General features: G+C 71.1%; 14 protein-coding genes. 1 reads left to right on the top strand and 13 read right to left on the bottom strand.

All coding sequences use genetic code 11. The features are described from left to right. Positions 1 to 22: 22 nt before the first annotated feature. From smpB to M4486_RS01760, 13 genes are all read right to left on the bottom strand, one after another. Complete coding sequence (smpB, locus tag M4486_RS01820; protein ID WP_249479281.1) at positions 23 to 529, bottom strand: SsrA-binding protein SmpB; 507 nt, start codon at positions 527 to 529, stop codon at positions 23 to 25. A gap of 148 nt (positions 530 to 677) precedes the next feature. Further along, on the bottom strand, positions 678 to 2015 hold the full coding sequence (locus tag M4486_RS01815) for a M23 family metallopeptidase (RefSeq protein ID WP_249479280.1): 1338 nt from the start codon (positions 2013 to 2015) through the stop codon (positions 678 to 680). A 2-nt stretch (positions 2016 to 2017) separates the two neighbouring features. Beyond that, positions 2018 to 2935 (bottom strand): permease-like cell division protein FtsX, encoded by a 918-nt coding sequence (gene ftsX / locus M4486_RS01810; protein WP_249479279.1) that lies wholly within the window; start codon positions 2933 to 2935, stop codon positions 2018 to 2020. Next, on the bottom strand, positions 2932 to 3903 hold the full coding sequence (gene ftsE / locus M4486_RS01805) for a cell division ATP-binding protein FtsE (protein ID WP_249479278.1): 972 nt from the start codon (positions 3901 to 3903) through the stop codon (positions 2932 to 2934). Before ftsE ends, ftsX begins: the two co-directional genes overlap by 4 nt. A 132-nt stretch (positions 3904 to 4035) precedes the next feature. Continuing rightward, complete coding sequence (prfB, locus tag M4486_RS01800; protein ID WP_152354351.1) at positions 4036 to 5160, bottom strand: peptide chain release factor 2; 1125 nt, start codon at positions 5158 to 5160, stop codon at positions 4036 to 4038. Positions 5161 to 5218: 58 nt separating this feature from the next. Then, complete coding sequence (locus M4486_RS01795) at positions 5219 to 6370, bottom strand: glycerate kinase (protein ID WP_249479277.1); 1152 nt, start codon at positions 6368 to 6370, stop codon at positions 5219 to 5221. Positions 6371 to 6449: 79 nt separating this feature from the next. Further along, the gene (locus M4486_RS01790; protein ID WP_249479276.1) at positions 6450 to 6941 is read right to left on the bottom strand and encodes a pilus assembly protein TadG-related protein; all 492 of its coding nucleotides are present in this window, start codon (positions 6939 to 6941) and stop codon (positions 6450 to 6452) included. Then, positions 6938 to 7543, bottom strand: coding sequence for an acyl-CoA synthetase family protein (locus tag M4486_RS01785; RefSeq protein ID WP_249479275.1), 606 nt, complete (start codon positions 7541 to 7543; stop codon positions 6938 to 6940). The genes M4486_RS01790 and M4486_RS01785 overlap by 4 nt, the downstream gene beginning before the upstream one ends. Beyond that, a complete protein-coding gene (locus tag M4486_RS01780) occupies positions 7540 to 7908 on the bottom strand; it encodes a TadE/TadG family type IV pilus assembly protein (protein ID WP_283257975.1) in 369 nt (122 codons plus the stop codon). The genes M4486_RS01785 and M4486_RS01780 overlap by 4 nt, the downstream gene beginning before the upstream one ends. A 29-nt stretch (positions 7909 to 7937) precedes the next feature. Next, positions 7938 to 8186, bottom strand: a complete 249-nt coding sequence (locus M4486_RS01775) for a hypothetical protein (RefSeq protein WP_249479273.1) — start codon at positions 8184 to 8186, stop codon at positions 7938 to 7940. Between the two features lie 88 nt (positions 8187 to 8274). Next, positions 8275 to 9219, bottom strand: a complete 945-nt coding sequence (locus M4486_RS01770; RefSeq protein WP_249479272.1) for a type II secretion system F family protein — start codon at positions 9217 to 9219, stop codon at positions 8275 to 8277. Beyond that, positions 9216 to 10088 carry a type II secretion system F family protein gene (locus M4486_RS01765; protein WP_249479271.1) on the bottom strand — a complete coding sequence of 291 codons (873 nt, stop codon included), beginning with the start codon at positions 10086 to 10088 and terminating at the stop codon, positions 9216 to 9218. Before M4486_RS01765 ends, M4486_RS01770 begins: the two co-directional genes overlap by 4 nt. Continuing rightward, a complete protein-coding gene (locus tag M4486_RS01760) occupies positions 10085 to 11314 on the bottom strand; it encodes a TadA family conjugal transfer-associated ATPase (RefSeq protein WP_249479270.1) in 1230 nt (409 codons plus the stop codon). The genes M4486_RS01765 and M4486_RS01760 overlap by 4 nt, the downstream gene beginning before the upstream one ends. A gap of 328 nt (positions 11315 to 11642) precedes the next feature. Between M4486_RS01760 and M4486_RS01755 the strand changes: the two genes are divergently transcribed. Beyond that, entirely contained in the window at positions 11643 to 12887 is a 1245-nt protein-coding gene (locus M4486_RS01755; RefSeq protein WP_249479269.1) for a YihY/virulence factor BrkB family protein, read from the top strand. The last annotated feature ends 93 nt before the right edge of the window (positions 12888 to 12980 follow it).

Here is a 12980-nt window from a genome sequence, read left to right as displayed (position 1 = left end):
CGCGCGGCTCAGACCAGGCGGCTCAGACCAGTTCGCGGCGGCGCATGGCGCGCTGGGCCTCGCGCAGGTCCTGCTTCTCGCGCAGGGTCTGGCGCTTGTCCCAGTCCTTCTTGCCGCGCGCCAGCGCGATGACGACCTTGGCGTGCGAGCCCAGGAAGTACATCTCGAGCGGCACGAGCGTGAAGCCCTTCTCGCGGGTCTTGCCGGCGAGCTTGTCGATCTCGGCGCGGTGGAGCAGGAGCTTGCGCTTGCGGCGGGCGGCGTGGTTCGTCCAGGTGCCCTTGACGTAGGGGGCGATGTGCACGCCCTCCATCCACATCTGGCCGCCCTCGATGAAGCAGAAGCCGTCCACGAGGGAGGCGCCGCGATCCCGCAGCGACTTCACCTCGGTGCCGGTGAGCACGATGCCCGCCTCGAGGGTGTCGTCGATGTGGTAGTCGTGGCGGGCCTTCTTGTTCGACGCGATGAGGGCCTTCTTCGGACCGTCGGCCTGCTGCTGCTTCTTCTTCGCCGGCTTGGTGGCGGCCATGTCGCCCCTCCTCACGTCTCGCGGCTCCCGGGGCTGCGCCCCGCCTGTCCGGTACGACAGCCTATCGGCCCCGCCTGCGAGCGGGCCATGTGTTTTCGCTCGGGGCGCAGACCCGGGCCGCGCGGGGAGAGAGCATGGGCGGGACGGGTCAGCCGATGTAGTTCACGGGGTTCACGGCGGTGCCGTCCTCGTGGATCTCGAAGTGCAGATGGCAGCCCGTCGACGAGCCGGTGGTGCCGACGTAGGCGATCGTCTGCCCCTGCTTCACGTGCTGTCCGGTGGAGACGGCGAAGCGCTGCAGGTGGTGGTAGGAGCTCGTCATCACGTGCCCGCCGGAGGTGCCGTGGCCGACGATCAGCTTGTTGCCCGCGCTCGCGTTGGACGTGGTGGCGAGCACGGTGCCGTCCTTGGTGGCCTTCACGGCGGATCCGCAGGCCGCGGCGAAGTCCATGCCGGCGTGCAGCTTGCGGGTGTGGTAGATCGGGTGCACGCGCCATCCGAAGGGCGAGGAGCGCCGGGCGTTCGAGGGGGCGAGCCAGCCGGACTTCGAGACCGGGGTGGACAGGGCGCCCGAGGAGCCGCTCGAGCCCGATGACTTCTTCGCGGAGGCGGCGCGTCGGGCGGCCGCCTCCTTCTCCTTCTCCTCCTTGATGAGGTCGGAGATCTCGGAGTCCAGCGCGGAGCTGCGGTCCTCGAGGTCGGACTGGTCGTCCTTGTACTTCTCCTTCTTCTTCTCGAGCGCGTCGGCCTGCTTCTTCTGGGTCGCGTAGAGGTCGTCGAGGGTGTCCTTGGCGTCCTGCGCCGTGGTCTTCGCCTTCTCCTTGCGCGCGACCGCGGCCTCGGACTCCTTCTTGAGGTCGTCGATCTCGGCGCGGACCGCGTCCAGGCGGTCGGCGGCGTTCTCTGTGACCGACTGGTCGGTGCGGAGGTCGTCGAAGCGGGTGCCCTGCGCCTCCAGGGTGAGCTTGTAGTTCATCGAGCGGTCCACGGCGTCCTGAGGGTTCGCGTTGCCCACGTAGACGCTGGTGGGGTCGGGCAGCCCACCGCCCTTGTAGGCGGACAGCGAGACCTCGTCGAGCTGCTCGCCGGAGGCGTCGACCTCCTTCTTGCCGGTGTCGACCTGGCCGCTGAGATCGGCCTCCTCGGCCTTCGCGTCGGCGAGACGGTCCCCGATCTCCTCGTCCTCGTCCTCGGCGTCGGACAGCTCCGACTTCGCCTTCTCGAGTGCCTTCTGGGCGTCGGGGATCTTCAGCTCGGTCTCGGCGAGGTCGAGGTAGGTGTCGGCCAGGTCCGAGTTCACGTCGCTGAGCTCGATGCGCAGGTCCTCGAGCTGGTCGTCGACGCTCGCCTTCTCCTGCTCCTTCTGCTTGCGGTCCCCGTCGGCGCGGGCGGGGGCCAGCGGAGAGAGCATCATCTGGGTCGCGACGAGCGCGAGTGCCAGCACCAGCAGGGTGAGGATCCGCAGGTTCCGGGCGCGGGACGTCATGGTCACACCTTCAGGTAGCGGTTGAGCGAGACGATCGAGGAGCCGATCGCCAGTATCGCCCCGATCAGCACGAGGATCGGCGCCATCCACAGCAGGTCGGCGCTGCCCACGGTGATCAGCCCCGATCCGAGCGTCGGCGCGAGCCAGCCCTCGACCAGGAAGTGGGTGCCGGTCCACAGCAGCCCGCCGGCGATGAGCGCGCCGAGGATGCCTGCGACCGCCCCCTCGAGCATGAAGGGCGTGCGGATGAAGACGTTCGAGGCTCCCACCAGGCGCATGATCGCGATCTCGCGCCGACGGTTCGCGATGGACATCCGGATCGTGGTGGCGACCAGCAGCACTGCGGCGACCAGCATGAGCACCGCGAGGCCGACGGCGAACACCGTGGTCTGGTTCAGGACGTCGATGAAGGGGGCGTAGGCGCTGAGCAGGTCGGAGACCTCGTCGACGCCATCGCGGCCCTGGAAGAACTCCACCACCGCGTCGGACTTCGAGGAGTCGTCGAGCGTGATGTGGAAGGAGACGGGCATGTCCTTCGCGGTGAAGTCGGAGACGAACCCCTGCCCGGAGAACTGCTGCTGGTAGATCTTGAGGGCTTCGTCCTGGTCGCGCTCCGAGTAGGAGTCGATGTACGGGGCGAGCACGTCCCCGTCCAGCGCCTCGCGCACCGACTGGATCTGCGCGTCGGTCGCCGCTCCCCCGGCGCACGTGGACGCCGTGGAGTGCGGCGAGCACATGAAGATCGTGACCTGCGACTCCTGCACGAGCGTCGCCTTCATGTCGAAGATCTGCTTCTGCATGAGCAGTCCCGCGCCGACGAAGCTCAGGGAGACCGCGGTGACGATGACGACCGAGATCACCATGGCGATGTTCCGCCACAGGCCGCTGAGGATCTCGGAGGCGATGTAGCGGCCCCTCATCGTGCGCCCTCCTCGCGGTCGGAGGCCTGCGGGAGGTCCTCGGCCAGCGCCTCCTCGGAGAAGGCCTCCTCGGCCTCGTCCAGCAGGTCGCGGGGACGGGCGTCGGGCACGAGCTCCTCCTCGACGACGTCGGATCCAGCGGTGCCTGATGCTGCGGCGGCGGAGTCCGCGGCGCCGGAGCCCGCGGCGACCGAGCCCTCACCGGCCGGCTTCGCGCCCTCGGCATCGTCGTCGGAGCCATCGTCCCCGTCCTCGACGTTCCCGGAGATGACGCTCACGGGGGTGCGGGACTCGTAGGTGCCCTCGGCCTCGTCGCGGACGATCCGCCCGTCGACGAGCTCGACGACCCGGCGTCGCATGCGGTCCACGGCCGCGCGGTCGTGAGTGGCCATGAGCACGGTGGTCCCGCGCTCGTTGATCTGCGCGAGGAGATCGAGGATCCCCTCGGCGGTCGCCGGGTCGAGGTTGCCGGTGGGCTCGTCGGCCAGCAGGATCGAGGGGCGGTTCACGTAGGCGCGGGCGATCGCCACGCGCTGCTGCTCGCCGCCGGAGAGCTCGTGGGGCATGCGGCGGCCCTTGTCCTCGAGGCCCACCATCTCCAGCATCTCGGGGACCAGGCGGCGCACCACGCGGCGGGGCGTGCCGATCACCGCGAGCGCGAACTCGATGTTCTGGTAGGCGTTCTTGGAGGGCAGCAGGCGGAAGTCCTGGAAGACCATGCCGATCTCGCGGCGCAGCGCGGGGACGCGCCAGGACGGGATCCGGGCGAGGTCCTTGCCCGCGACGTGCACGCTGCCGCGCGTGGGGGTGGCCTCCTTGAGCACGAGGCGCATGAGGGAGGACTTGCCGGAGCCCGAGGCCCCGACGAGGAAGGCGAACTCGCCGCGCGCGAACTCGAGGTCGATGTCCTGCAGCGCGGGCGACTGTCCTCGCAGGTACGTCTTGGAGACGTCGTCGAAGCGGATCACGGCGGCCTTGGGGGGTTTCGGGGGTGCGTACCCGACCAGGCTAGGGTCGATCAGCGCCGACGCCGCGCGGGCGCGCGCAGGCGCCGGGTCAAACCTTGGTCAAGGCGTCGGGCCGTCGCGGCCGACGGCCTCTCAGGCCTCCGCCGCCTCGGCCTTCTGCTGGCCGACGCGCCAGCGGATGCCGGCCTCGATGAGCTCGTCGATCTCGCCGTCGAACACGGCGGAGGGGTTCCCCTCCTGGTGCTCGGTGCGCAGGTCCTTGACCATCTGGTACGGGTTCAGCACGTAGGAGCGCATCTGGTCGCCCCAGCTGGCCTTGACGTCACCCGCGAGCTCCTTGCGCTCGGCGGCCTCCTCGGCCTTCTTCAGCAGCAGCAGGCGGGACTGCATGACGCGCAGGGCGGCCGCGCGGTTCTGGATCTGCGACTTCTCGTCCTGCATCGAGACCACGGTGCCCGTGGGCAGGTGAGTCATGCGCACGGCGGAGTCCGTCGTGTTCACGCTCTGCCCGCCGGGTCCCGAGGAGCGGAACACGTCGACCTTGAGGTCGTTGTCGGGGATCTCGATGGAGTCTGTCGACTCGATCAGCGGGATCACCTCGACCGCGGCGAAGGAGGTCTGGCGCCGACCCTGGTTGTCGAAGGGGCTGATGCGCACGAGCCGGTGCGTGCCGCCCTCGACCGAGAGGTTGCCGTAGGCGTAGGGGGCGGAGACCTCGAAGGTCACCGACTTCAGCCCGGCCTCCTCGGCGTAGGAGGTGTCCATGACCTTGGTCGGGTAGCCGTGGCGCTCGGCCCAGCGCAGGTACATGCGCAGGAGCATCTCGGCGAAGTCCGCGGCGTCGACGCCGCCGGCGCCCGCGCGGATCGTGACCACGGCGTTGCGCTCGTCGTACTCGCCGGAGAGCAGGGTGCGCACCTCGAGCTCGTCGAGGGTGCGGCGGATCGAGGTCAGCTCCTTCTCCGCCTCGTCGGCGGTCTCGGCGTCGTCCTCCTCCGCGGCGAGCTCGACCATGACCTCGAGGTCGTCGATGCGGGAGGAGAGGTCGTCGATGCGGCGCAGCTCGCTCTGCGCGTGCGAGAGGGCCGCGGAGACCTTCTGCGCGTTCTCGACGTCGTCCCAGAGGTCGGGAGCCGACGCCTGCTGCTCGAGATCGGCGATCTTCGCCTTGAGGGCATCGAGATCCGTCACCTTCTCGATCGACCCCAGGGTCGTGCGCAGGTGCTGGATCTCTTCGGTGAAGTCGATGGTCGCCACGAGAGGCGAGTCTACGGGAGAGCGCCTGCACGCCGGGCGGGGCGCGGGATCGGGTGCGTCATCGCACGCTGATCTCTGCGCCGATCTCCCGGCCGACGTCCTGCAGCAGCTGCGCGGTGCGGTCCATCGCGTCCTCGACGTCGCGAGCACGAGAGAGGAGGTCCAGGGCGAGGTCGATGCCGGCTCCCTCGAGCTCCTCCGGCGCGAGCTCGAGGGAGCCCGCGACGGCGATCACCCGGGCACCCGCGTCCGCCGCGCGGCGCGCGACCTCGGCGGGGCCCTTGCCCGAGAGGGTCTGGCGGTCGAGCCGCCCCTCCCCCGTGATGACGACGTCGGCGCGCGCGAGGGCTGCGTCGAAGCCGAGTAGGTCGAGGACCGCGTCGGCTCCCGAGACGAAGTCCGCGCCGAGCGCGTAGAGCGCGAACCCGGTGCCGCCGGCGGCGCCCGCACCGGGGCGCCCGCGTAGGGGCGACATGGCCGACGGGTCCGCGCTCGTCCGCTCGACGGCGTCGGCCCAGCGGCCGAGGACCTCGTCGGCCGCCCGGATGTCGGCGTCGGCGAGTCCCTTCTGCGGTCCGAAGACCTCGGCGGCGCCGTCGGGTCCGAGCAGGGGGTTGGTCACGTCGCACGCCGCCTCGAGGTGCACGCCCTCGAGGGCGGCGAGGGCCGGGCCGAGATCCGCGCTAGCGACGGCCGCGAGTCCGTCATGGCCGTCGGGGATCGGGGCGCCGTCGCCGTCGAGGAGCCGGGCGCCGAGCGCTGCGAGGAGACCTGCGCCGCCATCGGTGCTCGCGCTGCCGCCGAGGCCGATGACCAGGTGAGCGGCGCCGGCGTCGCGGGCCGCGAGGATCAGCTCGCCCAATCCGCGGGTGCTCGCGCGGGCATGGTCGAGGAGCGTGCGGCCGGCCGCGTCGCAGGGCAGGCGGCGCAGGCCGGAGGTCTCGGCGAGCTCGAGGACCGCGTCGGTGCCGTTCTGGGCCCAGCGCGCGGAGATCGGCTCGCCCGTCGGCCCGGTGATCCGGGCCTCGTGCGCGGTGAAGCCGGCGGCGAGCGCGGCCTCGACGGTGCCGTCGCCTCCGTCGGCGATCGGGAGCAGCTCGGTGTGCGCATCGGGGCTGGTCGCGGCGATGCCGCGGGCGAGCGCCCCTGCGACGTCGGCGGCGCTCAGGGAGCCCTTGAACTTGTCGGGGGCGATGAGGACGGTCGGCATGCGTTCTGACTCCTTGTGACCGGCGGCGCGGGATCCGCCGTGGTGGTGCGCTCGGGTGGATGCCCGTGCGCTCGTGCGTTCAGTCGGACCGGGCGCTCCCGCTCACGTCCAGCGGGATGGTGATGACCCCCGTGCGCGTGATCCAGCCGATCAGCGGAGGATCCGTGACGGCCCCGAGGCGCACCTCGACGCTGCCGTCCTCGAGGACCCGGGCATCCTCGACGTGGATGTCGCGGGTGCGGGTCGATCCCGGCGGGTAGGACTCGAGGTACTCCTCGGCTTCGCGGCGCACGTCGGACCCCTGCAGGGAGGTGGGCCCCTCCTCGTAGACGGAGTCCTCGCCATAGGCCTGCGAGGCGGCGAGGGCCGCGCCGTCGGCCGCGTTCTGCAGGCGATTCCTCTCCAGCTGCACGCCCGTGATGGCCGTGCCCACGCCGATCACCATGAGGATCACGACGAGCACACCGGTGGTCAGCACGGTCATCGTGCCCGTGTCCCGGCCGAGTGCGGTGCGCAGTCGCGAGAGGGGCCCCGTGCTCGCGGAGCCGACCTGTCTCCGTCGCACGCTCATGAGCCGTCACCTCGCTCCTGGTCTCCGGGTCGCGAGGCCTTCGGAGCGTCGTCGGCAGCAGGGACCTCGCCCTCTCCATCCTTCCCGGCGCGTTCTCCCGGCGCCCGGAACTGGTCGGCCTCGACGACGTGCTCGGCGCCGACGTGCACGGGGCCGTCCGCTCCGAGCATCGGTCCGAGGCCGGGGATGGGCACGCCGATCGTCACCTCCGCGGTGACCTCGCTGCCGGCCGCGGAGCACGGATGCTTCGAGCAGTGGATGGTGACGGCGTCCTGCGAGGTCAGCCCATGGTCCTCGAGGGTCATCCTCACCATGGCCTCGGTGCGCTCCTCGGCGCGTGACGCATCCGGCTCGGTGGCGTGGATCCGGGCGGCGTCGCGCGCGATCACATCGGCGGCGAACACGGCGCCCTGCACCGATCCCAGCGAGAGCACGAGGTAAAGGGAGGGGATCAGCAGGATCACCGAGAGCGCGACGAACTCGACGAGCGCGTTGCCGTCCTCGCGGCCCAGCCGTGAGCGCAGCGCGCGCAGCCCCTGCGGCAGGCGGAGGTCCGATCGTTCCCGGGGCCGGGCACGGCGATCCCTGCCGTGCCCGCTCACCAGGTGTCCTCGTCGATCGCATGGCCGTCCACGTGCATCGTGCCGGCGGGGCCGAGCAGCCCGACGAGCGGGAACGAGGCGCTGACGCGGACGCGGATCACGCCGTCGCCGTCCTCGTCTGCCTGGACGTCGACCTCGTAGTCCTCGCCGAAGCGGTCGTGGACGAGCTGCGCGCCGCGCACCTCGCCGTCCTCGGTCGAGTTGCCCTCGAGCGAGGCGGTGTGAGCCGCCTGCACGGCGGCATCGGTCAGCGTGTTGCGGGTGTGCACCACCAGCGCGCACTGGATGATCGTCAGCGCGATCACGATGATCAGCACGGCGACGAGTGGGAACTCGACGACGGCGGACCCTTCGTCATCGCGCAGGCGACGGCGCAGCGCACCGGCGCGAGTGCTCAGAGCTTCCGGTTCAGGAAGGGCTCCATGGCGTTGTTGAAGATCTGCACGATCTGATCGGACGCCACGGCCCACAGAGCGACGACGATCGCCGCCGTCATCAGGGTGATCATCACCCAGCCGGGCACGTCCCCGCGCTCGTCCGCCAGGGAGGCCCGGGAGCCCGCGGGCGTCGGGCGCCGGTGGCGAGGCCCGACGCGCAGGGATGCGGGGGGCGTGCGGTGCATCGTCAGTCGGTGGATCGTCATGGTGTTCTCCTTCTGCCGCGGTGGCGCGGCGCATGGGGTCAGGGATGGGGAGGAGGGACGGGGAGGATCGGATGCTGGCCATGGGCGCTCACAGGGCGATGTCCAGGACGGCGAGCCCGGGGAAGATGGCGAAGACGATCACCAGCGGCAGCACGAAGAACACCACGGGGACCATCATCAGGATCTCGCGGCGGCCGGCCAGCTCCATGAGGTCGCGCTTGGAGGCCTCCCGGGCGTCCTGCGCCTGCGCCCGCAGCACCTCTGCGAGCGGAGTGCCGCGCTCGATCGCGATCGAGACGCCCTCCCCGAAGCGCGCGAGCGCCTCGAGGGGTGTGCGGTTGCCGAGCTGGACGAGGGCATGCGAGACGCTCGAGCCGGCCCGGATCTCCGCCACTGTGCGCCCGAACTCCTCGGGCAGGGCACCCCGACTGGAGCGCGCCACCCTCTCCATCGCCGCGACGGGACTCTCCCCGGCGGCGACGGCGAGCGCGAGCAGGTCCGCGACCGTCGGGAACTCGCGGGCCAAGCGGGCGGCGCGACGGGCGACGGTGCGCTGGAGGAGGTGGTCGCGGCCGACGATTCCGATCACGCCCCCGAGCAGGACGATGAGCAGCCCCAGCAGCGGGCTCGCGCCGCGTGCGCCGACGGCGAGGAAGGCGAGCACCAGGCCGATCACGAGCCCGGCGATGCCCCACAGCACCTGTTCGACGCGGAACGCCTCGATGCCGCTCGTGCGGCCGGCCATGCGCAGCCTCTTCTCGAGCTGCTCGGATCCGCCCGTGAGCCGTTCGAGCAGGCCCAGCATGCGCTGCGCGACGGGGCCGAGGAGGGTGCGCACGAAGGTGCGGGCGCCGGAGGCCGAGGCCCCGTGCTCGAGCAGCGCGCTGCCGCGGTCTCGACGCAGATAGGGATCGACGCGAGCGGCGAGGTCGCGTCGGCGCAGCCACGGATTGCCCACCGCCACGAGGGCAAGCCCGATACCCGCGACCAGCCCGATCCCCGCCCCGATCAGCACGGGCGCCGCCCCGCTCATCGAAGCACCCGCTCGTCCTGCGGGAGGCGTGCGATGAGCAGCATGACGCGGTAGGCGATCACGGACACGACGCCGGCGGAGACGATCACGACGAGACCTGCCGTCGAGTCGTAGGCCTGCGCGGCCTGGGGGCGGGTGGACATGAGCGCGAGCACGATCCAGGGGGCGGCCAGCGCGAGCCGGGACGCGTTGACGGTCCAGGACTGGCGGGCCTCGAGCTCGGCGCGGGTGCGGGCGTCCTCCCGCAGGAAGGCGGAGAGGGTGCGCAGCAGCACGCCGAGGTCGGTGCCGCCCACGTCACGGGTGACGCGCAGGGCCTCGACGATGCGATCGGCGACGGGGTCCGCGAGGCGGTCCTTGAGTCGATCGAGGCTGCTCGCGAAGTCGCCGCTGACCTGGTAGTCCCGGCCGAACTCCTCGAAGGGAGGGCGCAGCTCCTCCGGCCCTCGCCGCCCCACCTGGGCAAGTGCCTCCGGAAGCGACATGCCGGCGCGGATGGCGGAGTTCATGTGGTCCACGACCTCGGGCCAGAGCTCGCGCAGCTGGGTGCGACGGCGGCGCGCGAGGGCTCGCAGCAGGATCGGCGGGAGCACGCTGACCACGGCGCCGATCGCGGCGGCCGGGACCGTCGCACCGGAGATCGACCAGACGAGGATCATGACGGCGAGGCCAAGGCCCAGGCACATGACGGGGACGGCGCCCGCGGGCACGGAGCCGAGCCCGACGGCGATGAGGTCGTCGCGCACCCGGTCCAGCCATCGCGAGACCGGTCCGTGTCGGGTCTCGCGCACGGGGGACTCCCAGAAGCCGAGCCATACGAGCAGCAGCCCGATGCCCGCGACGAGGCCGATGAACGCGCCGTCGATCATGCGCGCTCCTTCGTCCCGAGCAGGCGGCCGAGGTCCAGGCCCGCGCGCTCGAAGCGCTCGGCGTGCGGCGGGTACCCCTCGCCCCGCTCGAGCCGGCCGTCGCCGCTGCGGTGGAAGATGTCGGCGATCTCGACGACACCCTCCTCCGTGCGACCGGGCAGGGCGGCGATCTCGCGCACCTGGCGCTGGCCTCCGGGCAGGATGTCGAGGTGGACGACGAGGTCGATGCAGCTGGCGACGGTGGGCACGACGAAGCGGCTGGAGACGTTCTCCCCGGCGAGCAGCGGCAGCGTGCACAGCTTGGTGACGGCGTCGCGCGCGGAGTTCGCGTGGATGCTCGCGAGCCCTGGCAGTCCGCTGTTGAGCGCGATGAGCATGTCGAGGCTCTCCGCCTCGCGGACCTCCCCGACGACGATGCGGCTGGGTCGCATGCGCAGCGCCTCCTTCACCAGGCGACGCAGCGTGACCTCTCCGGTGCCCTCGAGGTTCGGCTGTCGGGTTTGCATGCCGACGACGTCCCGCAGGCGCAGGTCGAGCTCGAACACCTCCTCGATGGTGACCACGCGCTCGCGGGGACCTATCGCGGCGGCCAGGCAGTTGAGCATCGTCGTCTTCCCGGCCCCGGTCGCCCCCGAAACGATCACGTTGAGCCCGGCGGCGACGGCGCCGTCGAGGAAGTCGGCGGCCTGCGGGGTGAGGGAGCCGAGCGCCACCAGGTCGCGCATGTCGTGCGCGCGGGCGACGAACTTGCGGATGTTCACCGACCAGTGCTTGCGGGAGATCGGAGGGATGAGCACGTGCAGTCGGCTGCCGTCGGGCATGAGGGCGTCCACGAACGGCGAGCTGAGGTCCAGGCGCCGACCGGAGCTCACGAGCATGCGCTCGACGATTCCGCGGACCTCGTCGTCGGTGAGGACCACGGGCGTCAGCTCGCTGCGCCCGGAGCGGGCGCAGAAGATCTCGCTGGGTGAGTTCACCCAGATCTCCTCGACCTCGGGATCGTCGAGGAACTCCTGGAGCGGGCCGAAGCCGCCGATCCTCGCGGCGACCTCCGCGACCACGGTCTCCGCATCGCGGACGACGGGGACGGCGCCTCCAGCCGAGCGCTGGTCGTAGTCGGTGACGACCTCACGGATGAGGGGTTCGAGCTGATCGGCGCGGGCGTCGAGACCCCGCCGCCTGATCAGCTCCCTGGCCTCGGCCTCGATGATGGCCGCCGCTTCCATCCGGTCCCCTTCGTTGCTCCGTGTGCGCGTGCCCCTCGGGCGCGGCACGGATCCGTGATGCGCCTCTCAACGCTGGATACTGTACGGGGTCTGGGAATTGCAGGCCCGCCGATGTGGACAACTTCGGGCAGGGGCGCGCAGGGGCAGCGATCGTGGTGGAAGACGATGACGCCCGGGCCGATGTGCGGGGTGTGCGCCGCTCCGCGAGCCCCAGAGAGGCCCCACATTCTTCGTGCCGGGCGCACGCTCACCGTGTTCGCGCCGGTCGCGACGGCTTCCCGTGGCACGATGGGCGCGTCCCTTCCCCCTGATTCCCGCGGAGGCAACGATGGCCGAGAACCCCAGCGGCACCGCCGAGGACGAGAAGGTGCGCCTCAAGCGCCCCGCGATCATGTACATGATCAAGCGCGTCCTCAGCGAGTTCGGGCGCGACGGCGGCACCGACCAGGCCGCGAAGCTCACCTACTTCATGGTGCTCTCGATCGCGCCGATGCTCCTCGCCGTGTTCTCTCTGGCCGCGCTCGTGCTCTCGAGCATCAAGGATCAGATCGCCAAGCTCGTCACCGACGCCGTGATGAACTCTGGTCTCGGCCAGCAGCTCGGCGACCCCGACACCCTCAAGACGCTCGTGAACACCACGCTCCAGAGCCTCATGGGCAAGGCCTCCGGCGGCATCATCGCTCTGGTCATCGGCATCGCCGTCGCCCTCTGGTCCGCCTCGGCCTACGTGAAGGCGTTCTCCCGGGTCGCCAACCGGATCTACGAGATCCCCGAGGGGCGCAACCCCGTGCGCTTCAACCTCGGCATGCTCGCGGTCACCGCGGGCCTGGTCATCGGCCTCCTGGTCATCGGCATCTCCTTCATGCTCAACGCCACCATCGCCGAGAGCCTGCTGCGGCCGATCGCCGAGCCGCTGCACATGACCGGCTTCGTCGAGTTCCTCGTGACCTCCTTCCTGCCGCTCTGGGCATGGCTCAAGTGGCCCGTCATCGTGGTCCTCATGTTCGTGCTGGTCTCGGTGCTGTACTGGGCGGCCCCGAACATCGCCAAGCCCTTCCGGCTGATCTCCCCCGGCGGCGTCTTCGCGATCATCGGCATCGCGGTGGCCGCGGTGGTCCTCTCGATCTACATGAGCACCTTCGCGAGCTACTCGAGCTACGGCGCGATCGGCGGCGTGATGGCGATCCTGTTCGCCCTCTGGGTGATGAACATCGTGATCATCCTGGGCGCCGAGGTCGACGCCGAGTACGAGCGCGCGAAGGAGCTGCAGGCGGGCCTGCCAGCTGAGAACGGCTTCGAGGTGCCGATGCGCGGGGAGAAGGGCGCGGAGAAGAAGGAGGCGAAGTACGAGAAGGTCGTCGACGCCGGCCGCGACCTGCGCCTGCAGAACCTCCACCGCGACCAGGACTCCTACACCGGTGAGAACGCCCGCATCGTCCCGCGGAACCCCACGGGATCGATCCCTGCGCAGAGCGCCGACGACGCCGAGGACCCCACCGCCGCGGGAGCCGGCGGCGAGGACCACGAGGTACCGTCCGGCTCCTCCGATGCGGCCGACGGCGCGGACCGCTGACCCCGTCCCCGCTCCGCCCCCGGGCGGATCCGCTGCGGCGGGCTTCCGCCCGCGGGCGGACGCCCCGTCGGCCCCGGGAACCTAGGCTCTGGC

The sequence above is a fragment of the Brachybacterium kimchii genome (genome assembly GCF_023373525.1).
GTDB lineage: Bacteria > Actinomycetota > Actinomycetes > Actinomycetales > Dermabacteraceae > Brachybacterium > Brachybacterium kimchii.
The sequence above is the reverse complement of the archived record's forward strand: the minus strand, read 5'-3'. Positions and strand labels throughout refer to the sequence as shown.